General features: G+C 64.2%; 19 protein-coding genes. 15 read left to right on the top strand and 4 right to left on the bottom strand.

Annotation, left to right across the window (positions count from 1 at the left end; genetic code table 11):
- Nucleotides 1–13: 13 nt before the first annotated feature.
- The 10 genes from lpxD to PSV26_RS12720 all read left to right on the top strand — a co-directional run bounded on the left by lpxD (nucleotide 14) and on the right by PSV26_RS12720 (nucleotide 10,812).
- Nucleotides 14–1,099 carry a UDP-3-O-(3-hydroxymyristoyl)glucosamine N-acyltransferase gene (lpxD, locus tag PSV26_RS12765; RefSeq protein WP_300571270.1) on the top strand — a complete coding sequence of 362 codons (1,086 nt, stop codon included), beginning with the start codon at nucleotides 14–16 and terminating at the stop codon, nucleotides 1,097–1,099.
- Entirely contained in the window at nucleotides 1,096–1,536 is a 441-nt protein-coding gene (gene fabZ / locus PSV26_RS12760; RefSeq protein ID WP_300519161.1) for a 3-hydroxyacyl-ACP dehydratase FabZ, read from the top strand. The genes lpxD and fabZ overlap by 4 nt, the downstream gene beginning before the upstream one ends.
- A 180-nt stretch (nucleotides 1,537–1,716) precedes the next feature.
- Nucleotides 1,717–2,511, top strand: coding sequence for an acyl-ACP--UDP-N-acetylglucosamine O-acyltransferase (lpxA, locus tag PSV26_RS12755; RefSeq protein WP_300519164.1), 795 nt, complete (start codon nucleotides 1,717–1,719; stop codon nucleotides 2,509–2,511).
- A gap of 76 nt (nucleotides 2,512–2,587) precedes the next feature.
- On the top strand, nucleotides 2,588–3,718 hold the full coding sequence (gene lpxB / locus PSV26_RS12750; protein ID WP_300571749.1) for a lipid-A-disaccharide synthase: 1,131 nt from the start codon (nucleotides 2,588–2,590) through the stop codon (nucleotides 3,716–3,718).
- Nucleotides 3,690–4,307 carry a ribonuclease HII gene (rnhB, locus tag PSV26_RS12745; RefSeq protein WP_300571268.1) on the top strand — a complete coding sequence of 206 codons (618 nt, stop codon included), beginning with the start codon at nucleotides 3,690–3,692 and terminating at the stop codon, nucleotides 4,305–4,307. Before lpxB ends, rnhB begins: the two co-directional genes overlap by 29 nt.
- Complete coding sequence (locus PSV26_RS12740) at nucleotides 4,304–5,089, top strand: RNA methyltransferase (RefSeq protein ID WP_300571266.1); 786 nt, start codon at nucleotides 4,304–4,306, stop codon at nucleotides 5,087–5,089. The genes rnhB and PSV26_RS12740 overlap by 4 nt, the downstream gene beginning before the upstream one ends.
- Nucleotides 5,090–5,373: 284 nt before the next feature.
- Entirely contained in the window at nucleotides 5,374–6,546 is a 1,173-nt protein-coding gene (carA, locus tag PSV26_RS12735; protein WP_300571264.1) for a glutamine-hydrolyzing carbamoyl-phosphate synthase small subunit, read from the top strand.
- Nucleotides 6,539–9,769, top strand: coding sequence for a carbamoyl-phosphate synthase large subunit (gene carB / locus PSV26_RS12730; protein WP_300571262.1), 3,231 nt, complete (start codon nucleotides 6,539–6,541; stop codon nucleotides 9,767–9,769). Before carA ends, carB begins: the two co-directional genes overlap by 8 nt.
- A 120-nt stretch (nucleotides 9,770–9,889) precedes the next feature.
- Nucleotides 9,890–10,366 carry a transcription elongation factor GreA gene (greA, locus tag PSV26_RS12725; protein ID WP_096665416.1) on the top strand — a complete coding sequence of 159 codons (477 nt, stop codon included), beginning with the start codon at nucleotides 9,890–9,892 and terminating at the stop codon, nucleotides 10,364–10,366.
- A gap of 8 nt (nucleotides 10,367–10,374) precedes the next feature.
- Complete coding sequence (locus PSV26_RS12720; RefSeq protein ID WP_300519179.1) at nucleotides 10,375–10,812, top strand: DUF4149 domain-containing protein; 438 nt, start codon at nucleotides 10,375–10,377, stop codon at nucleotides 10,810–10,812.
- A 96-nt stretch (nucleotides 10,813–10,908) separates the two neighbouring features.
- On the opposite strand, the gene folD is transcribed toward PSV26_RS12720, so the two are convergent.
- The 3 genes from folD to PSV26_RS12705 all read right to left on the bottom strand — a co-directional run bounded on the left by folD (nucleotide 10,909) and on the right by PSV26_RS12705 (nucleotide 15,090).
- Entirely contained in the window at nucleotides 10,909–11,775 is an 867-nt protein-coding gene (gene folD / locus PSV26_RS12715) for a bifunctional methylenetetrahydrofolate dehydrogenase/methenyltetrahydrofolate cyclohydrolase FolD (protein ID WP_300519182.1), read from the bottom strand.
- Between the two features lie 86 nt (nucleotides 11,776–11,861).
- Entirely contained in the window at nucleotides 11,862–12,491 is a 630-nt protein-coding gene (locus tag PSV26_RS12710) for a response regulator transcription factor (protein ID WP_293592234.1), read from the bottom strand.
- Nucleotides 12,492–12,525: 34 nt separating this feature from the next.
- On the bottom strand, nucleotides 12,526–15,090 hold the full coding sequence (locus PSV26_RS12705) for a PAS domain S-box protein (protein ID WP_300571260.1): 2,565 nt from the start codon (nucleotides 15,088–15,090) through the stop codon (nucleotides 12,526–12,528).
- Nucleotides 15,091–15,361: 271 nt separating this feature from the next.
- On the opposite strand from PSV26_RS12705, the gene aceE reads away from it, so the two are divergent.
- From aceE to lpdA, 4 genes are all read left to right on the top strand, one after another.
- On the top strand, nucleotides 15,362–18,127 hold the full coding sequence (gene aceE / locus PSV26_RS12700) for a pyruvate dehydrogenase (acetyl-transferring), homodimeric type (protein ID WP_300571258.1): 2,766 nt from the start codon (nucleotides 15,362–15,364) through the stop codon (nucleotides 18,125–18,127).
- Between the two features lie 61 nt (nucleotides 18,128–18,188).
- Nucleotides 18,189–19,877 carry a dihydrolipoyllysine-residue acetyltransferase gene (aceF, locus tag PSV26_RS12695; protein ID WP_300571256.1) on the top strand — a complete coding sequence of 563 codons (1,689 nt, stop codon included), beginning with the start codon at nucleotides 18,189–18,191 and terminating at the stop codon, nucleotides 19,875–19,877.
- Between the two features lie 82 nt (nucleotides 19,878–19,959).
- Complete coding sequence (locus PSV26_RS12690; protein ID WP_300571254.1) at nucleotides 19,960–20,544, top strand: MFS transporter; 585 nt, start codon at nucleotides 19,960–19,962, stop codon at nucleotides 20,542–20,544.
- A 28-nt stretch (nucleotides 20,545–20,572) separates the two neighbouring features.
- Nucleotides 20,573–22,408 carry a dihydrolipoyl dehydrogenase gene (lpdA, locus tag PSV26_RS12685; protein ID WP_300571252.1) on the top strand — a complete coding sequence of 612 codons (1,836 nt, stop codon included), beginning with the start codon at nucleotides 20,573–20,575 and terminating at the stop codon, nucleotides 22,406–22,408.
- Between the two features lie 334 nt (nucleotides 22,409–22,742).
- On the opposite strand, the gene PSV26_RS12680 is transcribed toward lpdA, so the two are convergent.
- The gene (locus PSV26_RS12680; RefSeq protein ID WP_300571250.1) at nucleotides 22,743–23,489 is read right to left on the bottom strand and encodes a hypothetical protein; all 747 of its coding nucleotides are present in this window, start codon (nucleotides 23,487–23,489) and stop codon (nucleotides 22,743–22,745) included.
- 188 nt (nucleotides 23,490–23,677) lie between these two features.
- On the opposite strand from PSV26_RS12680, the gene PSV26_RS12675 reads away from it, so the two are divergent.
- Nucleotides 23,678–24,676 (top strand): tripartite tricarboxylate transporter substrate binding protein, encoded by a 999-nt coding sequence (locus tag PSV26_RS12675; protein ID WP_300519201.1) that lies wholly within the window; start codon nucleotides 23,678–23,680, stop codon nucleotides 24,674–24,676.
- The last annotated feature ends 35 nt before the right edge of the window (nucleotides 24,677–24,711 follow it).

The raw sequence follows: 24,711 nt of genomic DNA, 5'->3' as shown, positions 1-24,711 counted from the left end.
GGACACGCCAGGTGTGACGCTCAGACTCGGGGACATTGTTGCGGCGCTGGCGGGCGAATTCGACGCCCGGCTGGTAGGAGACCCGGATGTCCTGGTCGAGCGGCTCGCCACGCTCGAATCGGCCAGCGCGGCCGAGCTGACTTTTCTCAGTCACCCCAAATACCAGGGCAAACTCGCCCGCTCTGCCGCCGCCTGTGTGGTGGTGGGGCCTGGCGTGGCCGAGGTGGCCATGCAGCGCGGCGCCTGCATCATCGTTGATGACCCGTATTTCTATTTTGCCCGCGTTACCCAGCTCTGGAAGCGCGAGCACGCGCGGTCGGGCTCTTCCGGGACGACCAGCGGGCCCCCCATTCACCCCAGCGCCTTCATCGACCCCCAGGCACGCCTGGCGCCCGGTGTGGTGGTGGGTGCCTTTGCCTGCATCGGTGCCCAGGTGGTGCTGGATACCGGTGTCGAGATTGGCGCGCACAGCGTCATTGGCAACGGCGTCCGGATCGGCACCGGGACGCGCCTGTCGGCCCGGGTGACCGTTGCCGACGGCTGCTCCCTTGGTGAGCGATGCATCGTTCACCCGGGTGCCGTGATCGGCGCCGACGGTTTCGGCTTTGCGCCACATGCCGGGCGTTGGGAAAAAATCGAACAGCTGGGCGCGGTGCGCATCGGCAATGACGTCGAGATCGGCGCCAACACCTGCATCGACCGGGGTGCGTTGCAGGACACCGTTCTTGAAGACGGCGTCAAGCTGGACAACCTGGTGCAGATCGGCCACAACGTGCGTGTGGGCGCGCACACGGCCATGGCCGGTTGTGCCGGGGTGGCGGGCAGTGCCACCATTGGTGCCCATTGCACCATTGGCGGCGGTGCGGTGGTACTGGGACATTTGAGCCTGGCCGACCATGTGCATGTTTCCGCCGCTTCGGTGGTGACCCGCTCGATTCACAAGCCGGGGCATTACACCGGCCTGTTTCCCATCGACGACAATGCGCAGTGGGAAAAAAATGCAGCCACACTCAAGCAGCTTCACGCCTTGCGTGAACGCCTCAAGGCGCTCGAGCAAACGACTGACAAAGCCTCTGGAAAGACCGAAGAAAAATCATGATGGACATTCACCAAATTCTCAAGCAGCTCCCGCACCGCTTCCCCTTCCTGCTGGTGGACCGTGTGCTGGAACTCGAAAAAGGCAAGCGCATCAAGGCGCTGAAGAACATCACGATCAACGAGCCGTTTTTTACCGGGCACTTTCCGCACCGGCCGGTGATGCCGGGTGTGCTGATGCTCGAAGCCATGGCGCAGGCCGCAGCCCTGCTGGCGTTCGACATGCAGGGTGTGACACCCGATGACAAGACCGTGTATTACTTTGCCGGTATCGACGGCGCGCGTTTCAAGCGGCCGGTGGAGCCCGGCGACCAGCTGATCATGGACGTCACGCTGGAGCGGCTCAAGGCCGGCGTGTTCAAGTTCAAGGGTGTGGCCCGGGTCGATGACAACATGGTCTGCGAGGCCGAGCTGATGTGCACCATGCGCAGCATTGCATGACCCCCACGCTTTTCGCTTCGCGTAATGTGCTGCCCCCTGAGGGGGCCGCTGCGCCTGCGGGCCGGCGAAGCCGGACCCGCGGCCCCTGCTTGCAGGAGATATGTCCCGAGGCTCAGGCTTGAAGGGGCGCTTGCCGACGCGGCAGCTGGCCGACTTATTCGCTGAACAGTACATTTTTTCATGATGGCTATACATCCCACAGCGCTGGTTGATCCCCAGGCCCAGCTCGACAGCAGCGTCAGCGTGGGGCCGTACACCGTGATCGGCCCGCACGTCAAGGTTGCAGCCGGCACGACGATTGGCGCGCATTGCGTCATCGAAGGCCACACGACGATAGGGTGCGACAACCGCATTTTCCAGTTCAACTCGCTGGGTGCCATTCCACAGGACAAGAAGTATGCGGGGGAGCCCTGCGAACTGGTCATCGGCGACCGCAACACCATCCGCGAGTTCTGCACCTTCAACATCGGCTCGCCCGGCGACACCGGGGTGACGCGGGTCGGCAACGACAACTGGATCATGGCTTATGTGCATCTGGCGCACGACTGCGATGTCGGCAACCACACGATTTTTGCCAACAACTCGCAGCTTGCCGGTCATGTGCATGTCGGCGACTGGGTGATCCTGGGCGGCTTCACCGTCGTGCACCAGTTCGTCCGGCTGGGTGCCCACAGCATGACCGCCATGTGTTCGCTGCTGTTTGCCGATCTGCCGCCGTTCGTGATGTGCCAGGGCCAGCCTGCCGGGGCGCGTTCGATGAACTATGAGGGCCTGCGCCGGCGCGGCTACACGCCAGAGCGCATCGCGGCCGTCAAGGGCATGCACAAGGCCCTGTACCGGGAGGACCTGACGCTGGAGCAGGCCAGGGCGCGCATCGCCGCGCTCACGGCCCGGCATCCCGAAGCCGAAGCCGATGTGCAGATGATGCTCGGGTTTCTGGAAGCCACTTCGCCGCAGCGCGGCATCGTGCGTTAGGCCTCTCGTGCCGGACGCACCCAGCTCTCTGCCGGCCCGTGGAGTGGCCGGCACCTCCAAGGACCCTGCGTTCGCCATGGTCGCCGGCGAAACCTCCGGTGACCTGCTGGCCGGTTTGCTGCTTGACGGTTGTCGCGCACGCTGGCCGGGGCTGACGGCGGTGGGCATAGGCGGGCCGCAGATGACCGGCCGCGGCTTCTCCGCCTGGTGGCCCAGCGAAAAGCTGGCGGTGCGCGGTTATGTCGAGGTGCTGCGGCACTACCGCGAAATTGTCGGCATCCGCCGGCAGCTCCGGCAGCGGCTGCTGCAGTTGCGGCCCGATGTGTTCATCGGCGTCGATGCACCCGACTTCAACCTCGACCTGGAGGCCGACCTCAAGGCCGCCGGCATACGCACCGTTCATTTCATCAGTCCCTCGGTCTGGGCCTGGCGCGCAGACCGGGTCGAAAAAATCCGCCGCAGCGTCGACCACGTGCTGTGCATCTTTCCCTTTGAGCCGGCCCTGCTGGCGCAGCATGGCATTGCCGCTACCTATGTGGGCCACCCGCTGGCGGGCATGATCCCGATGCAGCCCGACAAGGCGGCGGCCCGGCAAGCGCTGGGCCTGGCAGCGGGTGATCGGGTGCTGGCCGTGTTGCCCGGCAGCCGACGCTCCGAGATCCAGTACCTGGCCGACAGGTTCTTTCGGGCTGCAGCCCTTGTCCAGCGTGCGCAACCTGCTATCAAAATAATAGTTCCGGCGGTGCCCGCCTTGCGCCAGCAGATCGAACAGGCGGCGCGGGAAGCAGGTGTGGGGTCACAGGTGCAGATCGTCACCGGGCAGTCGCACACGGTGCTGGCGGCCTGCGATGTCACGCTGATTGCCAGCGGCACCGCAACGCTGGAGGCGGCGCTGTTCAAGCGCCCCATGGTGATTGCGTACAACATGAACTGGCTGTCCTGGCAGATCATGCGCCGCAAGAAGCTGCAGCCCTGGGTGGGCCTGCCCAACATCCTGTGCCGCGATTTTGTCGTGCCCGAGCTGCTGCAGGATGCCGCCACGCCGCAGGCGCTGGCCGCTGCGGTGCTGCAATGGATAGATGCGAAAATCTCCGCACCCGAAAAAATAGCTGCCGTCGAACAACGATTCACGCAGCTGCACCACGAACTGCAGCGCGACACCGCCCAACTGGCCACCGATGCGATCCAGAACATTCTTGAAGGCTGAACAGGTCACCCTGTCCTGGGACACGCCCGGACTGTGGGCCGGTGTGGACGAGGCCGGCCGCGGGCCGCTGGCCGGCCCGGTGGTGGCCGCCGCGGTGATTCTGGACGATCTGCAGCCCATCAAGGGCCTGGCGGACTCCAAGGTGCTGACGGCGCGGCGCCGGGAACAGCTCTACGAGGAAATCCTCGCCAAGGCCCTGTGCTGCTCGATTGCCCAGGCCAGCGTCGAGGAAATCGACCGCCTCAACATCCTGCAGGCCACCATGCTGGCGATGAAACGCGCGGTCGAGGGTTTGCGCCTGAAACCCGTGAAAGTGCAGGTCGATGGCAACCGCCTGCCGGTGCTCAGCATGCTGGCCGAAGCCATCGTCAAGGGCGACGCGCTGGTACCGGCCATCTCTGCCGCGTCCATCCTGGCCAAGGTGCACCGGGACCGCTGGTGCGAGCAGTTCCACCTCGAATACCCGCAATACGGTTTTGCCGGCCACAAGGGCTACGGCACGGCCGAACATCTGGCGGCCCTGCGCGCGCACGGCGCCTGCCCGCAACACCGCCGGTCGTTCAGTCCGGTGGCCGAGGTCCTGCGTTGAGCACGCCTGCGCCGGTGGCGCCGGTGTTTGTCACCTCGCGCGACAACCCCCTGGTCAAGGAGCTGCGCAGGCTCTCGCAGGACAGCACGGCCTACCGCAAGCAGGGACGGGTCTGGCTGGAGGGCGACCACCTGTGCCGCGCCGCGCTGCTGCGCGGGCTGACACCGGCGATGGCCGTGTTTGCAGAGTCATTTTGGCCTCTGGCCCACGCCGAATGGGCGCGAGCAGCTATCAAAACCATAGTGATTGCGGATGCCCTGCTGCCCGAGATCAGTGGCCTGGAGTCGCCGGCCCGCATGGGGTTCGTGATTGATCTGCCGGCGCCAACGGCCCTGTCGCCAGGGGCGGCAACGCTGATTCTCGACCGGGTGCAGGACGCCGGCAACGTTGGCTCCATGCTGCGCAGCGCCGCGGCCTTCGGATTCAGCCAGGTGATTGCGCTCAAGGGCACGGCGGCGCTGTGGTCGCCCAAGGTGCTGCGCGCAGGCATGGGCGCCCATTTCGGGCTTCAGCTGCTCGAAGGGGTGGAGCCGCAGGCGCTGGACGGCTTGAGCGTTCCCATCCTGGTGACCAGTTCGCACCACGGCGCTTTCCTGCACCAGCAAACCCTGCCCATGCCCTGCGCCTGGGCCATGGGACACGAAGGGCAGGGTGTCGGCGACGACCTGATGGCCCGGGCCAGCCTGAAGGTGCGCATCGACCAGCCGGGCGGCGAGGAGTCGCTCAATGTGGCTGCTGCCGCGGCCATTTGCCTGTACGCCAGCTCCATTTCCCGCAGCTAGCCAGCTTTCTGTGCTGTGACGCGAGGTGCTGGAGGCACTTTCTTCACCAGTTGGGGCCGCGGAACTGGCTTCGCCAGGCCGCAGGCGCAGCGGCCCCATCGGGGGGCAGGGAGCTACGCAAAGCGAGCGACCGTGGGGGCGTTATATAATCAGTGGCTTTTCAAAACACAGCTTCGCCCGAGCGCATACCAAGCCAACACCCTCACAAAAGCAGCCCGCAAGAGTCTTGACAGAGACGTTTCTTGTGCACGCTTGGGCGAACCGTAACCAACCCGGAGAACCCAGTGCTTTTGTCTCTACAGGGAAATACCCCTCACGCCATTCTGGCGCTCGCAGACGGCACGGTCTTTATCGGCAATTCCATTGGAGCCGTGGGCTCCACGGTCGGTGAGGTGGTGTTCAACACCGCCATGACCGGCTACCAGGAAATCCTCACGGATCCCAGCTACTGCCAGCAGATCGTCACCCTCACGTACCCCCATATCGGCAACTACGGCATCAATGCCGAAGACGTGGAGGCAGAAAAAGTCCATGCCGCCGGGCTGATCATCAAGGACCTGCCGCTGATCGCGTCGAATTTCCGCAGCACCATGACCCTGTCCGAGTACCTGGTCAGGGAGGGCACGGTGGCGATTGCCAACATCGACACGCGCCAGCTGACACGCATGCTGCGCACGCAGGGCGCACAAAACGGCTGCATCCTGGCCTTGCCTGCGGGCGACGAGGTGTCGCCTGAACATATTGAACAAGCGGTTCTCGTGGCCCGCAGCGCACCCGATATGGCCGGGCTCGACCTGGCCAAGGTGGTCTCCTGCAAGCAGTCCTACGAATGGACCCAGACCGAGTGGAAGCTGGGCTCGGGTTACGGCGTGCAGATCACGCCGAAATTCCATGTCGTCGCCTTCGATTTCGGCGTGAAGAAAAACATCCTGCGCATGATGGCCGAACGCGGCGCGCGCATCACGGTGGTGCCGGCGCAGACGCCCGCCGCCGACGTGCTCAAGCTCAAGCCCGATGGCATCTTCCTGGCCAACGGACCGGGCGATCCGGAGCCTTGCGACTACGCGATAGCGGCGGTGCGCGAGCTGATCGACACCGGCATCCCGACCTTCGGCATCTGCCTGGGCCACCAGATCATGGCGCTGGCCAGCGGCGCGAAAACCTTCAAGATGAAGTTCGGTCACCACGGCGCCAACCATCCGGTGAAAGACCTCGACAACGGCCGCGTCAGCATCACCAGCCAGAACCACGGTTTTGCGGTGGACGAAAAAACCCTGCCGGCGAACCTGCGCCCGACCCACATCAGCCTGTTCGACGGCACCCTGCAAGGCCTGGCCCGCACCGACAAGCCGGCGTTCTGCTTCCAGGGGCACCCGGAAGCCTCGCCCGGCCCGCACGACATTTCGTATTTGTTCGACCGTTTCACGGCATTGATGGAGAAACACAAGAATGCCTAAACGCACAGACATCAAAAGCGTCCTCATCATCGGCGCCGGCCCCATCATCATCGGCCAGGCCTGCGAGTTTGATTACTCCGGTGTGCAGGCCTGCAAGGCGCTGCGTGAGGAAGGCTACAAGGTCATCCTGATCAACAGCAACCCGGCGACCATCATGACCGACCCGGCCACGGCCGACGTCACCTACATCGAGCCCATCACCTGGCAGACGGTCGAGAAGATCATCGCCAGGGAGCGGCCCGACGCCATCCTGCCGACCATGGGCGGGCAGACCGCGCTCAATTGCGCGCTGGATCTCTGGCATAACGGCGTGCTCGACAAGTACAAAGTCGAGCTCATCGGCGCGACACCCGAAGCGATTGACAAGGCCGAAGACCGGCTGAAGTTCAAGGACGCGATGACCAAAATCGGCCTGGGCTCGGCGCGCTCCGGCATTGCCCACAGCATGGACGAAGCCTGGACCGTACAGAAGACGCTTGGTTTTCCGACCGTGATCCGCCCCAGCTTCACGCTGGGCGGCACCGGCGGCGGCATCGCCTACAACTCGGAAGAGTTCGAGGTCATCTGCAAGCGCGGCCTGGAAGCCTCGCCGACCAACGAGCTGCTGATTGAAGAGTCGCTGCTCGGCTGGAAAGAGTACGAGATGGAAGTGGTCCGCGACAAGGCCGACAACTGCATCATCGTCTGCTCGATCGAAAACCTGGACCCCATGGGTGTGCACACCGGCGACTCCATCACCGTGGCGCCGGCCCAGACCCTGACCGACAAGGAATACCAGATCCTGCGCAACGCCAGCCTGGCCGTGCTGCGCGAGATCGGTGTCGACACCGGCGGCTCCAACGTGCAGTTCTCGATCAACCCGGTCGACGGCCGCATGGTGGTGATCGAGATGAATCCGCGTGTCTCGCGCTCCTCAGCGCTCGCGTCGAAGGCCACCGGTTTCCCCATCGCCAAGGTTGCTGCCAAGCTGGCCGTCGGTTACACGCTGGACGAGCTGCGCAACGAAATCACGGGCGGCGCCACGCCCGCGAGTTTTGAGCCGAGCATCGACTACGTCGTCACCAAGATCCCGCGTTTTGCGTTTGAAAAATTCCCGACTGCCGACAGCCGCCTGACCACCCAGATGAAGTCGGTCGGTGAAGTCATGGCCATGGGCCGCACCTTCCAGGAGTCCTTCCAGAAAGCCCTGCGCGGCCTGGAGGTCGGCGTGGACGGCATGAACGAGAAGACGCAGGATCGCGAGGTGCTGGAGAAAGAACTCGGCGCGCCTGGTCCCGACCGCATCTGGTACGTGGGCGACGCGTTCGCCATGGGCATGAGCGTCGATGAAGTGTTTGCCCTGACCAGGATCGACCCCTGGTTTCTGGTGCAGATCGAACAGATCGTCAAGATCGAGCTGGAGCTGGAAACCACCACCCTGGACAAGATTGACGAGCCGACACTGCGCGCCCTCAAGCAAAAGGGCTTCTCCGACCGGCGCCTGGCCAAACAACTCAAGACCACCGACACCGCCATCCGCGAGAAACGGCTGGAACTCGGCGTGCGCCCGGTCTACAAACGGGTGGACACCTGCGCCGCCGAGTTTGCGACCAACACCGCCTACATGTACTCGACCTACGAGGGCGAGGGCAGCGAGTGTGAGGCCGAGCCGACCGAGAACAAAAAAATCATGGTGCTGGGCGGCGGGCCCAACCGCATCGGCCAGGGCATCGAGTTTGACTACTGCTGTGTGCATGCCGCGCTCGCCATGCGCGAGGACGGTTACGAGACCATCATGGTCAACTGCAACCCCGAGACCGTCTCGACCGACTACGACACCAGCGACCGCCTGTATTTCGAACCGCTGACGCTGGAAGACGTGCTGGAAATTGTCGACAAGGAAAAACCGCTGGGCGTGATTGTCCAGTACGGTGGCCAGACGCCCTTGAAGCTGGCGCTGGACCTGGAGAAAAACGGCGTGCCCATCATCGGCACCTCGCCCGACATGATCGACGCAGCCGAAGACCGCGAGCGTTTCCAGAAACTGCTGCACGAGCTGAAACTGCGCCAGCCGCCCAATGCCACGGCCCGTACCGAGCCCGAGGCCCTGGAGAAAGCCGCTGCGCTGGGTTACCCGCTGGTGGTACGCCCCAGCTACGTGCTCGGTGGCCGCGCCATGGAAATCGTGCATGAGCAGCGCGACCTGGAGCGTTACATGCGCGAGGCCGTCAAGGTCAGCCATGACTCGCCGGTGCTGCTGGACCGCTTTCTGAACGACGCGATCGAGTGTGACGTCGACTGCATCCGCGATTCGGAAGGCGTGACCTTCATCGGCGGCGTGATGGAACACATCGAGCAGGCCGGCGTGCACAGCGGCGACTCGGCCTGTTCGCTGCCGCCGTATTCGCTGAGCGCGGAAACGGTGACCGAGATCAAGCGCCAGACCGCCGCCATGGCCCAGGCCCTGAACGTGGTGGGTCTCATGAACGTGCAGTTCGCCATCCAGCATGTGGACGGCCAGGACGTGATTTACGTTCTGGAAGTGAATCCGCGCGCATCCCGTACCGTGCCCTTTGTCAGCAAGGCCACCGGCATCCAGCTGGCCAAGGTCGCGGCGCGCTGCATGGTGGGCCAGTCGCTGGCCTCGCAGGGCATCAGCCAGGAAGTCACGCCGCCGTATTTCAGCGTCAAGGAAGCGGTGTTCCCCTTCGTCAAGTTCCCCGGCGTGGACACGATTCTCGGCCCCGAGATGAAGTCCACCGGCGAGGTGATGGGCGTGGGCAAGACTTTCGGCGAGGCCTTTGTGAAGTCGCAGCTCGGTGCCGGCACCAAGCTGCCGACCTCCGGCAAGGTGTTCATGACCGTCAAGAACAACGACAAGCCGCGCGCCGTGGAAGTGGCGCGTGCGCTGGCGGCGCTCAAGTTCGAGATTGTCGCCACCAAGGGAACGGCCGCGGCCATCAACGCTGCCGGCATCCCTTGCGGCGTGGTCAACAAGGTCACCGAGGGCCGGCCGCACGTGGTGGACATGATCAAGAACAACGAGATTGCGCTGGTCATCAACACGGTGGAAGAGCGCCGCAACGCGATTGCCGACTCGCGGCAGATCCGCACTTCGGCGCTGCTGGCCCGGGTCACCACCTACACCACCATCGCCGGCGCTGAGGCAGCGGTGGAGGGCATGAAATACCTGGACAACCTGACGGTGTATTCGGTCCAGGAACTCCATGCCCAGCTGGCCTGAGCTCGGGACAACTACCGAGCCGGTGCCTGCACATTTGCATTAAACTGACATCAGGACAATCATTTTTTGACGCCGCCGCCAGGTGACTGGTGGCGGTTTCGCTTTTGGAGGACTCAAACCATGGCAACCATTCCTATTACAAAAAAGGGCGCAGAAAAGCTCAAGGCCGAACTGCACCAGCTCAAGACCGTGGATCGCCCCTGGGTGATCAATTCGATCTCCGAAGCACGGGCCCAGGGCGATCTCAGCGAAAACGCCGAGTACGACGCCGCCAAGGACCGCCAGGGCTTCATCGAAGGCCGCATCCAGGAAATCGAAGGCAAGCTGTCGGCCGCGCAGATCATCGACCCGTCCGAGGTGGATGCCGGCGGCAAGGTGGTGTTCGGCTCCACCATCGAGTTGCAGGACGAGGACTCCGGCGACAAGGTGACTTACCAGATCGTCGGCGAGGACGAGGCCGACATCAAGCTGGGCCTGGTCAACATCAGCTCGCCGATTGCACGCGCGCTGATCGGCAAGGACGAGGGCGACACCGCCGAGGTGCAGGCACCGGGCGGCATCAGGCGCTATGAAATCATCGCGGTGATGTACATCTAGGCTGCCGCATGAAACCCCGCCTGAGCATCCTGCTGGCCGCCCTCTGGTGGGGCAGCCTGACGGGCCTGGGTTTTGTCGTGGTGCCGATGTTGTTCATTCACCTGCCCGGCCCCGCCGCGGCCGGCGCCATGGCTGCGAAACTGTTCACGGCGCAGACCTGGCTCAGCGTGGCCTGCGCCATGCTCCTGCTGCTGGCCTTGAATAAAAAAGAGGCTCCAGCCCTTTCCCCTTCTGCGCAAGCAGCTATGAAATTCATAGTGGCGGGCCTGCTGCTCGCGGTGCTGGTGGAATTCGGCGTGGCGCCGCGCATCGTCAACGCACGCGCCGACGGTGGCAACCTCAAGCTCTGGCACGGCCTGGGCAGCGCGATGTACCTGGCCCAGTGGCTGGCGGCCGGCTGGACCTTGTGGTGCCTGAGTCGCTCTACGAAAGCCGGCGACACATAGCCGCAAACCACAGCCAACCGCTTCTTTTCAAGCAGGGGCCGCGGGTCCGGCTCCGCCGGCCCGCAGGCGCAGCGGCCCCCCCGGGGGGGCAGGGCGCTACGCGGAGCGAGCAACCGTGGGGGTCATCTCTGCGGCTTCGAGGGTGTTCACCAGCAGCATGGTGATGGTCATGGGGCCGACACCGCCGGGCACGGGGGTGATCCAGCCGGCGACTTCCTTCACGCCGTCGAAATCCACGTCGCCGCAGAGCTTGCCTTCGTCATTGCGGTTCATGCCGACGTCGATCACCACTGCGCCGGGTTTGACCATGTCGGCCGTCAGCACGTTGCGCTTGCCCACGGCGGCGACCACCACATCGGCTTGAAGCGTCATCGCCTTGAGGTTCGGGGTGCCGCTGTGGCAGATCGTGACGGTGGCATTTTTCTGCAGCAGCATCAAGGCCATCGGTTTGCCGACGATGTTGCTGCGGCCTATCACCACCGCATGTTTGCCCTTCAGGTCGTAGCCGATGCTTTCGAACATCTTCATGCAGCCGTAAGGCGTGCAGGGCCAGAAGCCGGGCTGGCCGACCATCAGGGCGCCGGCGCTGGCCACGTGGAACCCATCGACGTCCTTGGCGGGTGAAATCGCCTCGATCACCTTGTGCGCGTCGATGTGGGCGGGCAGGGGAAGCTGCACCAGGATGCCGTGGATGGCCGGGTCGCGGTTCAACGCGTCCACGCGTGCCAGCAGTTCGGCTTCGCTCAAGGTCGCCGGGTACCGCTCCAGCACCGAATGCAGGCCGCTGTCCTCGCAGGCCTTGACCTTGTTGCGCACATACACCTGGCTGGCGGGATTCTCGCCGACCAGGATCACCGCCAGGCCTGGCACCACACCGCGCGCGCGCAGCGCGGCGGCGCGCAGCGCGACGTCGGCACGCAGTTGTTTCGACAGGGCAATGCCATCAATGATGTGGGCGGTCATGGTGTCTGGTCTTCAAGAAAAAACGCCCGCCAGTCCTTGAACCACGGGCGCCGTCAGCTATAAAAAGAGGAGTGAAGGAAGATCGGTCAGGCGGCCTTGGGTGCGCTGGAACCCAGGGCAATTTTCAGCAGGTCGGCCACGGTATTGGCATTGAGTTTTTCCATGATGTTGGCGCGGTGCGCCTCCACCGTCTTGATGCTGATGCCCAGGTCGTCGGCGATCTGCTTGTTCAGGCGGCCGGCGACGATGCGCTCCAGCACCTGCGCCTCGCGCGAGGTGAGCTTGGCCAACAGGGCGTCGCGGCTGGCGGATTGCTGGTGTTCGCTGAAGGCTTCCTTGGCCTGGTCCAGCATGCGCTCCACCAGACTGACCAGGGCTTCTTCCTGGAAAGGCTTCTGGATGAAATCCATCGCGCCTTTTTTCATGGTGTCCACCGCCATGGGCACGTCGCCGTGGCCGGTGATGAACACGATGGGCAGCGGCGACTTGCGTTCGACCAGGCGGTCCTGCAGTTCCAGGCCGGTCATGCCGCCCATGCGGATGTCGACGATCAGGCAGGCGACTTCGCGCGGGTCGTAGCGGCTCAGAAAGGTTTCGGCAGAGTCGTAGCAGCGAACGCGGTAGTCCTTGCCTTCAAGCAGCCACTGGAGCGAGTCGCGCACACCCTCGTCGTCATCGACGACATAGACGGTACCTTTTTTCGGAATCAAGCTCATGCCAAACCTTTGCGTAAACGGTTTCAGAACCCTGTCAGGAAATGCCAGTCGGGGCGGCGGGCGCTTCTGCGGCAGCCGGCGCTGGCGAGAGCAGGGGTGTCACGGGGATCCAGAAGGTAAACCGGCACCCCACCACTTCGTCCCCATTGTAGAGGTTCTCGGCGAGCATCCTGCCCTGGTGCGACTCCACAATGCTGCGGCACAGCTTCAGGCCGATGCCCATGCCTTCGGCCTTGGTTGAGTAAAAGGCTTCGTAGAGACGGCCCATGACTTCGGGCGACAGGCCCTTGCCCGAATCCAGCACCGAGAACTCGACCACGTTCTGCTCGTCGATGATTTTGGGCACCACGCGCAGCTCCACACTGCGCCGCGCTGTGGGGCGCTGAGCCTGCGCAATCGACTCGGCACCGTTTTTCATCAGGTTGATCAGCACCTGCTCGATCAGGATGGGGTCCACCATCACCGGCGGCAGGCGCGCCGCGATGTAGTGGCTGAGCCGCACGTTGTGGCGGCGCAGTTCGATGTCGGCCAGCTCCATCGCATTGCTGACCATGGTGGCCACGTCGGCCGGGCTGCGGTTCGGTTCGCTGCGTTTGACGAAGGAGCGTATGCGCTGGATGATCTGGCCGGCGCGGTGCGCCTGCCGGGCGGTTTTTTCCAGCGCCACCAGCAGGTCCTCGTTACTGATCTGCTGGCCCTTGATGCGCGACACCATGCCGTTGCAATAGTTGTTGATGGCGGTCAGCGGCTGGTTCAGTTCGTGGGCGACGCTGGACGCCATCTCGCCCATGGTGATCAGGCGGCTGGCCGCCTGGGCCCGCTCGGCCTGCAGGGCGGCCTGCTCTTCGGCATGGCGGCGCGGCGTGATGTCGGTGGCAATCACCATCTGCGCCAGGCGTCCGTCCACCCAGGTCAGGTAACGCGAGCGCACCTCCAGCCATTTGCCGAGCTCGGGCACAAAAATCTCGGCGTTCTCGGTCTGGGCCGCAGTCAGGGTGTCGGTCGGAAAACCGGCCAGGCCGTCGACGGCGTCCAGGGTGTCGTCGGTCGGCGCCACGGCCGGCACGCCGGCCTGGGCGATCAGGCTCATGTGGCCGGCGACTTCACCGCCGAACCAGGCGCGGTAGAGCTTGTTGGCAAACAGCAGCTCCTCGCTGCCCAGCGGCGCGACCGACACCGCCGCGTCCAGCCCTTCGAGCACGGTGGTGAAACGTTCGTAGGAGTTGGAGAGCTCTTCACGGATGCGTTTGGGTTCGGTGATGTCCGTGACCGAGGTCATCCAGCCGGTCTGCTGGCCGCGCGGATCGATCAGCGGCGAAACATACATGCGGGCATCAAAAATGGCGCCGCTTTTGCGCTTGATGCGCACTTCGAATCCACCTGTGGTGGAGCGGCCATGCAGCTCGTCGTCCAGCCGCGCCGCGAGTGTGTCGCGATCCTGATCCGGCCAGTAGGGAAAGGGGGCGGTTCGGCCGACCAGCTCGCCTTCACTCCAGCCCGTCATCTGGCAGAAGGCCGGGTTGACGTAGGTGATGCGGCCCTGCAGGTCCAGCGCGCGCATGCCGGTCAGCATGGAGTTTTCCATGGCGCGGCGGAAATTGGTTTCCGAGATCAGCGCTTCCTGCGCCTGTACGCGCCGGCGCGTGTGGCGCCAGGTGCCGAGCAGCATCCAGACGGTGAGCGCGCTCAGGGCACTGACCAGCCAGAAGAAACCGCTGCCCACCACGCCCAGTGAAGCCCGGTAGCCCTGGGCCTTGAGCAGCAGGCCGTTGCCGACCGGTGACACCGGGATTTCATACTCCTGCGCATCGTCGGCCATGGGCAGCAGCCTGGCCGCCGTGTTTCTGGGCGGCGGCAGGTTGCCGGCCAGCACCTTGCCCTGGTCGTCAAGCAGGGCCACCGCGTATTTGGCGGTCACTTCGTTGGGCACGCCAAAGCGCAGCAGGCCGTCGATGGAGTATTCGCCCATGATGACGCCGTCGAACTTGCCCTGATCGTCGAGCGGCACCTGCAGCTGCAGGCTGGGGGCGTTGTAGCTCGTGTCGTCCTTGACGGTCAGGGGGCGCGAATAAACCGGTTGCCGCAGATCGCGGGCCAGCCCGAAGGTGCTTTCGGTTTCCCCGCGTTTGAGCTGTTCACCGGGCGCCTGCTGCTGTGACGCATTGGCGCTCGGCGAGACATAGGAAGAGCGGACCCGGCGGCGCGCGTCTATCCAGGTCACGGCCAGCAGTTCGGGGTACTGGTTGACCAGCGATTCGGCCTGCGAAATGAACTCCGCGCTGTCCACGTCCTTGTTGGACACGTCGCGGCCCAGCCGCATCAACTGCTCCTGGCGCTCCAGCAGGCGCAGCCGCAGCCGTTGCTGCGCGTACTCCACATCGCGCTTGACGGCCTGCTGCTCGCGGTCGATTTCCTCGATGCGCAGGTAGGCAAATGCGGCAATCACCGCGGCCAGGAAAAGCATCACCGCCAGCAAAGGGCCGAGCGTGACAAAGCGGTCCTGGCGGGTCGGCGATTGTTTGCGCCACCAGCGGCGCCAGCGGGCCAGCGGCGCGCTGCCCGCAGGGGCGTCAAAAGTGGAGGGTGTGGGCTCGGTCATGGCGGGGTGTCGAGTTTACGGGACTTCCCCCTGCGGCCGCGCGTCACCCTGACCATGACGAGAGAGGCGTGGTTGCGGGGCTGCGCCCACTGGTCTGCCGGGCCCGTCTATTCCTGAGAATTAAAATTTCACAATACGAAAGTAAAAAGCACGATTTGAAAAATCCGAAAAATTGTGGGAAACTGGAGCTTGCAATCCAAATTGCGTTAACGTGATGTTGACGCCACCAAATCAACAGCTAGGAATCTAGCGCCCAGCAGGAGACAAAACCATGGCTGCAAATCCGGAACAGGCACGTGCCGATACATTGGGCAAGGCTGCCACGGAGGTCCAGGACAAGGACGCCCAGGAGACCCGCGAGTGGATTGACGCGCTGAGCGCCGTCATTGCCAACAGCCCCAGCAATGATGAGGGCCGCGCACGGGCCCACTTCCTGCTGGAGCAGTTGCTGGAGCAGGCGCGCCAGGAGGGCATCGACACGCCGTTCTCCGCCACCACTGGTTATGTCAACACCATCGAACCCAGCGACGAGGTGCCTTCTCCCGGCAACCTCCTGATCGAGCAGCGCCTGCGCGCCTACATGCGCTGGAACGCGATGGCCATGGTCGTCAAGGCCAACCGCCTGCACCCGGCTGACGGTGGCGACCTCGGCGGCCACATTGGCTCATTCGCATCTCTGGCCAGCCTGTTCGGCGCCGGTTTCAACCATTTCTGGCACGCCGAAAGCGCGGAACCCGGCAGGGAGCACGGCGGCGACTGTCTCTACATCCAGGGCCATGTGTCGCCGGGTGTGTATGCCCGCGCCTATCTTGAAGGGCGGCTCAGTGAAGAGCAATTGCTCAATTTCCGCCAGGAGGTCGATGGCAAGGGCCTGTCGAGCTACCCGCATCCCAAGCTGATGCCCGAGTTCTGGCAGTTCCCCACCGTCTCCATGGGCCTGGGCCCGCTGATGGCGATTTACCAGGCGCGTTTCCTCAAGTACCTGCACGCACGCGGCATTGCCAACACCGAGAACCGCAAGGTCTGGGTGTTCTGCGGCGACGGCGAGATGGATGAGGTTGAGTCGCTGGGCGCCATCAGCCTGGCCGCGCGCGAAAACCTCGACAACCTCATCTTTGTCATCAACTGCAATTTGCAGCGCCTGGACGGCCCGGTGCGCGGCAACGGCAAGATCATTCAGGAGCTTGAGGGCGAGTTCCGCGGCTCGGGCTGGAACGTGATCAAGCTGATCTGGGGCAGCAACTGGGATCCGCTGCTGGCGCGCGACAAGAACGGCGCGCTGCGCAAGGTCATGATGGACACGCCCGACGGCGACTACCAGGCCATGAAGGCCAACGACGGTGCCTATGTGCGCAAGCATTTTTTCGGCCAGAATCCCGAGACGCTGGAGATGGTCTCCAAGATGAGCGACGAGGAAGTCTTCGACCTGCGCCGCGGCGGCCACGATTCGAAAAAAGTCTATGCGGCGTTTCACAAGGCGGTCAACCACACCGGCCAGCCGACCGTGCTGCTGATCAAGACCGTCAAGGGTTTTGGCATGGGCAAGATCGGCGAAGGCAAGAACAACGTCCACCAGACCAAGAAGCTGTCCGACGAGGACATCAAGGCCTTCCGCGACCGCTTCAACATCCCGATTCCCGACAGCCAGCTGCCGGACGTCCCGTTTTACAAACCGGCCGACGACACGCCTGAAATGAAATACCTGCACGAGCGCCGCAAGGCCCTCGGCGGCTACCTGCCGCACCGCCGGACCAAGGCCGACGAGAGCTTCACCGCACCGTCCCTGGAGACCTTCAAGTCGGTGATCGAGCCGACGCCGGAAGGCCGCGAAATCTCCACCACCCAGGCCTATGTGCGTTTTCTCACGCAGTTGCTGCGCGACCAGGCGCTGGGCGCGCGCGTGGTGCCGATTCTGGTGGATGAGGCCCGCACTTTCGGCATGGAAGGGCTGTTCCGCCAGATCGGCATCTACAACCCGGCAGGCCAGAAATACACCCCGGTCGACAAGGACCAGGTGATGTATTACAAGGAAGACAAAAAGGGCCAGATCCTGCAGGAGGGCATCAACGAGGCCGGCGGCATGAGCAGCTGGATCGCTGCCGCCACCTCCTACAGCACGAACAACCGGATCATGATCCCGTTCTACGTGTATTACTCGATGTTCGGCTTCCAGCGCGTCGGCGACCTGGCCTGGGCCGCGGGCGACATGCAGGCGCGTGGTTTCCTGCTGGGCGGCACGTCGGGCCGCACCACGCTCAACGGCGAAGGCCTGCAGCACGAGGACGGCCACAGCCACATCCTGGCCGGCACCATTCCGAACTGTGTCAGCTACGACCCGACCTATGCCCATGAAGTGGCGGTGATCATGCAGGACGGCCTCAGGCGCATGGTCGAGCGTCAGGAAAACATTTTCTACTACATCACGCTGCTCAACGAAAACTACGCGATGCCTGGCCTGACACCGGGCACCGAGGCGCAGATCGTCAAGGGCATGTACCTGCTCAAGGAAGGCGGCCAGGCCGCGGGCAAGGACCAGGCGCGCGTGCAGTTGCTGGGCTCGGGCACCATCCTGCGCGAGTCCATCGCAGCCCAGGAACTGCTGGACAAGGACTGGGGCGTCGCCGCCAACGTCTGGAGCTGCCCGAGCTTCAACGAACTCACGCGTGACGGCCAGGACGCCGAGCGCTGGAACCTGCTGCATCCGCTGGACACGCCGCGTGTCCCCTTCGTGAGCCAGCAGCTCGAAAAACACACGGGGCCGGTGGTGGCCTCGACCGACTACATGAAGGCCTATGCCGAGCAGATCCGTTCCTTCATTCCGCGCGGCCGTACCTACAAGGTGCTGGGCACCGACGGTTTTGGCCGCAGCGATTTCCGCAGCAAGCTGCGCGAGCACTTCGAGATCAACCGCCACTACATTGTGGTCGCCGCGCTGAAGGCGCTCAGCGAAGAAGGCACCGTGCCGGTGGCCAAGGTCGCCGAGGCCATCAAGAAGTACGGCATCCATGCCGACAAGGTCAACCCGCTTTACGCCTGATCGGGCTTGATCCCGCCTGATCAGCACGCGCAGAAAACACGGACGAACTGGAGACAAGAACATGGCATTGGTAGACATACAGGTTCCCGACATCGGGGACTTTGACGAAGTAACAGTCATCGAGCTGCTGGTCAAGCCGGGTGACACGGTCAAGGCGGAGCAGTCGCTGATCACGGTCGAATCGGACAAGGCCTCGATGGAAATTCCCTCCAGCCAGTCCGGCGTGGTCAAGGAAGTCCGGGTCAAGCTGGGCGACAAGGTCAAACAAGGATCGGTGGTGCTGGTGCTCGAAGGCGAGGGCGCTGCTGCGAGCGCTGCGCCTGCCGCGGCTCCCGCTTCTGAACAGAATGCGACTCCAGCCCAAGCTGCATCTGCGCCGGCTGCTCCTGTTTCAGTAGCAGCCGCGGCCGCCCCGGCTGCGGCCTCCGGCCCGGTCGAGGTCCGTGTGCCGGACATCGGCGACTTCAAGGACGTGGCCGTCATCGAGGTGCTGGTCAAGGTCGGCGACACGGTCAAGGCCGAGCAGTCGCTGGTCACCGTGGAGTCCGACAAGGCCTCGATGGAAATTCCGTCCTCGGTGTCGGGTGTGATCCGGGAACTCAAGGTCAAGCTCGGCGACAAGATCAACATTGGCGACCTGCTGGCGATTCTGGAAGGCGCCGCGGCACCGGCCGCCGCTGCGGCACCCGCGCCGACGCCAGTAGCGGCACCCGCCGCCGCAGCTGCGGCGCCCGCTGCCAGCCGGGCCAGCGCGCCGGCGCCGGCCGCCGTGGCACCGGCAGCCTTGCCGGCGCATGAACCGGCTGCACCCACGGGCAACCTGCCGCATGCCTCGCCCTCGGTGCGAAAATTTGCGCGCGAACTGGGCGTTCCCCTGGCGGAGGTCAAGGGCAGCGGCCCCAAAGGCCGCATCACGCTGGACGACGTGCAGGGCTTCACCAAGGCGGTGATGGCCGGTGAGGCGCGTACCCAGGCGCAGGCTGCCAAGGTGCCGGCTGCATCGGGCGGCGGCGCTGGCCTGGATCTGCTGCCCTGGCCCAAGGTGGACTTCACGAAGTTCGGCCCGGTCGAGCGCAAGGACATGTCGCGCATCAAGAAGATCAGCGGCGCCAACCTGCACCGCAACTGGGTCATGATTCCGCACGTCTGCAATCACGACGATGCGGACATCACCGAGCTGGAAGCTTTCCGCGTGCTGATGAACAAGGAAAACGAAAAGACCGGCATCAAGATCACCATGCTGGCCTTCCTGATCAAGGCCTCGGTCGCTGCGCTGAAGAAATTCCCCGAGTTCAATGCCTCGCTGGACGGCGATCAGCTGGTGCTCAAGCAGTATTACAACGTGGCGTTCGCCGCCGACACGCCCAACGGTCTGGTCGTGCCTGTCATCAAGGACGCCGACAAGAAGGGCGTGGTGCAGATCTCGCAGGAGATGGGCGAACTCGCGAAAAAAGCGCGTGACGGCAAGCTCAGCCCGGCCGACATGCAGGGCGCGTGTTTCACCATCTCGTCGCTGGGCGGCATAGGCGGGCGTTATTTCACGCCCATCATCAACGCGCCGGAAGTCGCAATCCTCGGCGTCTGCAAGTCGAGCACCGAGCCGGTGTGGGACGGCCAGGCCTTCCAGCCGCGCCTGATGTTGCCGCTGTCCCTGAGCTGGGACCACCGCGTTATCGACGGCGCTTCGGCCGCGCGTTTCAACGCCTACCTGGGCCAGATCCTGGGTGACTTCCGCCGGGTATTGCTTTGACCCCCACGCTCGTCACTTCGTGTACGTCGCTGCCCCCCGGGGGGGCTGGCCTTGCTTGGGGCGGCCCTGCGCTGCGGCCACTATGACCACCCTGGTTGCTGTCAGGAAAGCCGGGCAGGCGGTGATCGCCACCGATGCGCTGATCACCTTCGGCGATACGCGCCTGGGCAGCCGCTTCGAGGCCAACGAGAAAATCTTCAAGGTCGAGACACCGGCCGGCGTCAGCTACATCGGCATGGCCGGCACGGCGGCGCATTTTCCGGTGCTGCGCAAGGCCATGGCGGCGCTGCCCAAGGACCAGCTCCGGCTGGGCAGCAAGGACGAGGTGTTCGACACCTTCCACAAGCTGCATCCCGTGCTGAAAGACACCTTTTTCCTGCAGACCAAGGAAGACGACAACGACCCCTACGAGTCCAGCCAGTTCAGCGCGCTGATTGCCAATGCCAGCGGCATCTATGGGCTCTACAGCTACCGTGAGGTTTTTGAATTCAAGGAGTTCTGGGCCATCGGTTCGGGGCGCAGCTTTGCACTGGGGGCCATGCATGCCACCTGGGGCAAGGCGAAAACTGCGCGCGAAGTGGCCTTGGCCGGCGTGCAAGCGGGCTGCGAGTTCGACAAGAACTCCGGCGGCCCGGTGGAACTGTTCACCGTCAAGCTGAAAAAATAAGCCGACGTATCAAACGGAGACAAGAGACATGGCATTGATAGACATTACCGTTCCCGACATCGGCGACTTCGACGAGGTCACCGTGATCGAACTGCTGGTCAAGCCCGGCGACAGCATCGCGGCCGACCAGAGCCTGCTGACCGTGGAAAGCGACAAGGCCTCGATGGAAATCCCGTCCAGCCATGCCGGCGTCGTGAAGGAGCTCAAGATCAAGCTCGGCGACAAGGTGAAACAGGGCACGGTCGTGCTGACGCTGGACGCAGCCGGCGCCGGCGCCCCCGTTTCAGATACAAAACAGGCGCAAGCCCCCGCTGCATCTGCGCCGGAAGCTCCTGAAAAGGTAGCAGCGCCAGCACCCGTACCAGCGCCAGCCGGCGCCAGTTTTGGCGGCCAGGCCGACCTGGACTGCGACCTGCTGGTGCTGGGCGCCGGCCCCGGCGGTTACTCGGCGGCTTTCCGCGCCGCTGACCTCGGCCTGAAAGTCATCATCGTCGAGCGTTACGCCACCCTGGGCGGCGTCTGCCTGAACGTCGGCTGCATCCCGTCCAAGGCGCTGCTGCACGTCGCCGCGGTGATGGACGAGGTCAAACATTTCGACAGCCTGGGTGTGAGCTTCGGCGAGCCGGTGCTCGACATCGCCAAGCTGCGTACCCACAAGGAAAAAGTCGTAGGCAAGCTGACGGGGGGTCTCACTGCGATGGCCAAAATGCGGCAAGTCACCGTGGTTCGCGGTTATGGCGCCTTCGTCGGCACCAACCATGTGGAGGTGGAAGAAACCTCCGGTGGCGCTCAGGACAAAACCGGCAAGAAGCAGACGATTGCGTTCAGGAACTGCATCATTGCGGCCGGCTCGCAGGCGGTGCGCCTGCCTTTCATGCCGGAAGATCCGCGCGTGGTGGACTCCACCGGCGCCCTGGCGCTGAAAGAAGTTCCCAAACGCATGCTGATTCTCGGCGGCGGCATCATCGGGCTCGAGATGGGCACGGTGTACTCCACGCTGGGCGCACGCCTGGACGTGGTGGAAATGATGGATGGGTTGATGCAGGGTGCGGACCGCGACCTGGTCAAGGTCTGGCAGAAAATGAACGCCCCGCGTTTCGACAACATCATGCTCAAGACCAAAACCGTCGGTGCCAAGGCGACGGCCAAGGGCATCGAGGTGACGTTTGAAGGCGAGGGCGCTCCTGTGCCGCAAACCTACGACCTGGTGCTGCAGGCTGTGGGCCGCACGCCGAACGGCAAGAAGATTGCGGCCGACAAGGCGGGTGTCTCAGTCACTGACCGCGGCTTCATTCCGGTCGATATCCAGATGCGCACCAACGTGCCGCACATCTTTGCGATCGGCGACATCGTCGGCCAGCCCATGCTGGCGCACAAGGCGGTGCACGAAGGCCATGTGGCCGCTGAAGTGATTGCCGGCGAGCTGCAGGGCAACAAGGAACTGGCCAGTGCTGCCTTCAATGCCCGCGTGATTCCCAGCGTGGCCTACACCGACCCTGAAATCGCCTGGGTCGGCCTGACCGAAGACCAGGCCAAGGCGCAGGGCATCAAGGTCAAAAAAGGACTGTTCCCCTGGAACGCCTCCGGTCGGGCCATTGCCAACGGCCGCGACGAAGGTTTCACCAAGCTGCTGTTTGATGACTCCCCGGAAGCGCACGGCCACGGCAAGATTCTGGGCGGCGGCATCGTCGGCACACACGCCGGCGACATGATCGGCGAGATCGCGCTGGCCATCGAGATGGGCGCGGACGCAGTGGACATCGGCAAGACCATCCACCCGCACCCGACCCTTGGCGAAAGCATGGGCATGGCGGCGGAAGTGGCGCACGGCAGTTGCACCGACCTGCCGCCGGCACGCAAGTAGGGGGTCTGCCCTGTGAGGATTCGAGCATGCGGGGGCCTGCTTCTCCTGGGAAGCAGCTTCCTGCCGCTGGCTTTGGCCTCGCCCACGCCGAATGAGTTTGAGGTTTGCCATCGCATGGCCTCGGCGCTGCTGCGTGCCTGCCTGGACAACAGCGCGGGGCAGGCCAGTGAGCGTTGCTGGGAGCGTGCCAGGCTGAAAAACAAGACCTGTTATGCCGAGGTGTACCAAAGCCACCGGCCGGACCGGGACCGGATCGAGGCCGCGAAACGGGCTGCGTCGAAAAGAAGTCCCTAGTCGCCTGCGTAGGAGCTCTCTGCCGGTGTCGGCTGGCTGCTCAACACGTCGGCGTTGCCTGCCGATGGATCGTGAAGTTGTACTGGCTGGACCGGTTTTTCACGTCAAGCCGGACCTCAACACCAGGGCTGGCGTTGGTCAGCGAGGCCTTGACGAAGCGCAGCCTGACCCGGGGCGCAGGCTCCGCGCCGGCTTGCCCGGGCAATTCGAGTTCGAGGGTGTCGTAGCCTCCCACGCCGAGTGCTTGTCCGGCAGCGGTGGTAGTGGTTTCGTTTCCACGGACCACTTTGCCCCGGGAGACCTCGACCGCGGCGCTGATGTCCATACGGACCCACTGGATGCGCCCGGCGTGGCTGACCCGCAGATACACACGGCCCGCCTTCGCTGCTCCGAAGCGCCGTACCCCGGTGCCGGGGCCACTGGGCAGCGTGAGTCTGGCCGCACGCATCTCGGGAAAAGCGACGTCTCCTCCCTGGTCAGACAGGGCGAGGTAGCGCGTTTCTTCAAGCGCCACCAGTGCAGGCTCGGTGGCACCTGTTGCCTCGATGACGGTGACGACCGCTTTGGCCGGCAGCAGCAAGGTGACGAGGTCTCCCACGTGCAGCGTGTGTTCCACGGGAATGTCGCCATCGGCGACCTGTCGCTTCCAGGGGTCCATGTTGACCAGGATCTGGGCACGTGCGGGGCGATCGCTGATACACGCAAACGCCAGCCCGGAGGTCAGGAGCAGCGCACCAAGCCCGCAGAGGGCAACGAGAAGGCCCGTGCGGGGCCGCTGGAAAGTCATGGAAGCTCCTGAACGTGGTGCCTTTGGAAGGATACCGGATGGGGCCATCTTGCGCCGTATTCCGCCTTGCAGAACAGCAAGCGTCGCGCAGGTGTCAGCGCCGGCTCAGTCGTATGCTTTTTCGGGGCAAACCCGGTGGCCCTTGCAGCGACTGTGGCCCAGAATGAAAGACACCCTCTGGAGAAGCCATGTCTGAACCCAAGTCCACGCGCACGCTGTCCCGCCGCCGTTTCAATCTGGCCATCACGGCCGGTGCGGCGACTGTCTGCGCACCCCTGCTGGCCCAAAGCGCCTGGCCGAACAAGCCGATCCGCATCATCGTGCCTTACACGCCGGGCGGCTTCACCGACCAGATGGCGCGCCTGGTGCAGGTGGGCCTGCAAAACCGGCTGCAGCAAACCGTGACCATCGACAACAAGCCGGGTGCCAACAGCATCATCGGCGTAGACATGCTGGCCAAGGCCCCGGCCGACGGCAGCACCTTTGCCGTGGTGATTGCCGCCTATGCCGCCAACACCACCCTGTACCCCAAGCTGCCCTACGACCCGCGCAAGGACCTGACCGGTGTGTCCCTGATGGGGGTGTCGCCGCTGCTGGCCGCCGTCAACAACGACGCACCCTTCAAGACGGCGAAAGAGCTGATCGACTATGCGCGCGCCCACCCCGGCAAGGTCAGCTTCGGTTCTTCCGGCAACGGTTCGGCCGCCCACCTGACCAGCGAGTTGCTCAAGTCCATCACCAAAACCTACATGGTGCACATTCCCTACCGCGGCGCGGTGCCGGCCCTGACGGATTTGATAGGCGGGCAGATCCAGTTGTTTTTTGACGCGCCAACCGGGCTGATCAACCAGGGCAAGGCGGGCCGGGTGCGGCTGATCGGCGTCGCGAGCGACCGCCGCCTGCCGGCGGTGCCGGATGTTCCGACCTTCATCGAGCAGGGTTTTGCCGGCTTCACCGGCAGCACCTGGGCCGGCATGCTGGCACCAGCGGCCACGCCGAAGGACATCGTCCGGCGCATGTCGGACGAGGTCGGACGCATCATCCGCAGCGATGAAACCCGTGCACGGCTCGATGCCATGGGGACCTTCGGTGCAGGCGGCACGCCAGAGGAGTTCGACGCCTTTATTGCGCTGGAAACGACCAAATGGGCGAAGGTGATCCGGGAGGCCGGCGTCAAGGCCGATTGAGGCCGGCCTGCCGAAAAAGGGCAGGCAGGAAGAAA

Origin of the sequence: Polaromonas sp. (assembly GCF_029945685.1) — a bacterium.
Lineage (GTDB): Bacteria > Pseudomonadota > Gammaproteobacteria > Burkholderiales > Burkholderiaceae_C > Polaromonas.
Note: the sequence above shows the minus strand (reverse complement) of the source record. Positions and strands in the feature narration are given on the sequence as shown.

Excerpts from the sequence above, each read along its gene's own strand:
- fabZ (WP_300519161.1), top strand. The coding sequence starts at position 1,096 with ATGATGGACATTCACCAAATTCTCAAGCAGCTCCCGCACCGCTTCCCC.
- PSV26_RS12710 (WP_293592234.1), bottom strand. The coding sequence starts at position 12,491 with ATGAGCTTGATTCCGAAAAAAGGTACCGTCTATGTCGTCGATGACGAC.
- PSV26_RS12720 (WP_300519179.1), top strand. The coding sequence starts at position 10,375 with ATGAAACCCCGCCTGAGCATCCTGCTGGCCGCCCTCTGGTGGGGCAGC.
- lpdA (WP_300571252.1), top strand. The coding sequence starts at position 20,573 with ATGGCATTGATAGACATTACCGTTCCCGACATCGGCGACTTCGACGAG.
- rnhB (WP_300571268.1), top strand. The coding sequence starts at position 3,690 with ATGCGATCCAGAACATTCTTGAAGGCTGAACAGGTCACCCTGTCCTGG.
- greA (WP_096665416.1), top strand. The coding sequence starts at position 9,890 with ATGGCAACCATTCCTATTACAAAAAAGGGCGCAGAAAAGCTCAAGGCC.
- aceF (WP_300571256.1), top strand. The coding sequence starts at position 18,189 with ATGGCATTGGTAGACATACAGGTTCCCGACATCGGGGACTTTGACGAA.
- PSV26_RS12690 (WP_300571254.1), top strand. The coding sequence starts at position 19,960 with ATGACCACCCTGGTTGCTGTCAGGAAAGCCGGGCAGGCGGTGATCGCC.
- aceE (WP_300571258.1), top strand. The coding sequence starts at position 15,362 with ATGGCTGCAAATCCGGAACAGGCACGTGCCGATACATTGGGCAAGGCT.
- PSV26_RS12675 (WP_300519201.1), top strand. The coding sequence starts at position 23,678 with ATGTCTGAACCCAAGTCCACGCGCACGCTGTCCCGCCGCCGTTTCAAT.
- PSV26_RS12705 (WP_300571260.1), bottom strand. The coding sequence starts at position 15,090 with ATGACCGAGCCCACACCCTCCACTTTTGACGCCCCTGCGGGCAGCGCG.
- lpxA (WP_300519164.1), top strand. The coding sequence starts at position 1,717 with ATGATGGCTATACATCCCACAGCGCTGGTTGATCCCCAGGCCCAGCTC.
- lpxB (WP_300571749.1), top strand. The coding sequence starts at position 2,588 with ATGGTCGCCGGCGAAACCTCCGGTGACCTGCTGGCCGGTTTGCTGCTT.
- PSV26_RS12680 (WP_300571250.1), bottom strand. The coding sequence starts at position 23,489 with ATGACTTTCCAGCGGCCCCGCACGGGCCTTCTCGTTGCCCTCTGCGGG.
- folD (WP_300519182.1), bottom strand. The coding sequence starts at position 11,775 with ATGACCGCCCACATCATTGATGGCATTGCCCTGTCGAAACAACTGCGT.
- carB (WP_300571262.1), top strand. The coding sequence starts at position 6,539 with ATGCCTAAACGCACAGACATCAAAAGCGTCCTCATCATCGGCGCCGGC.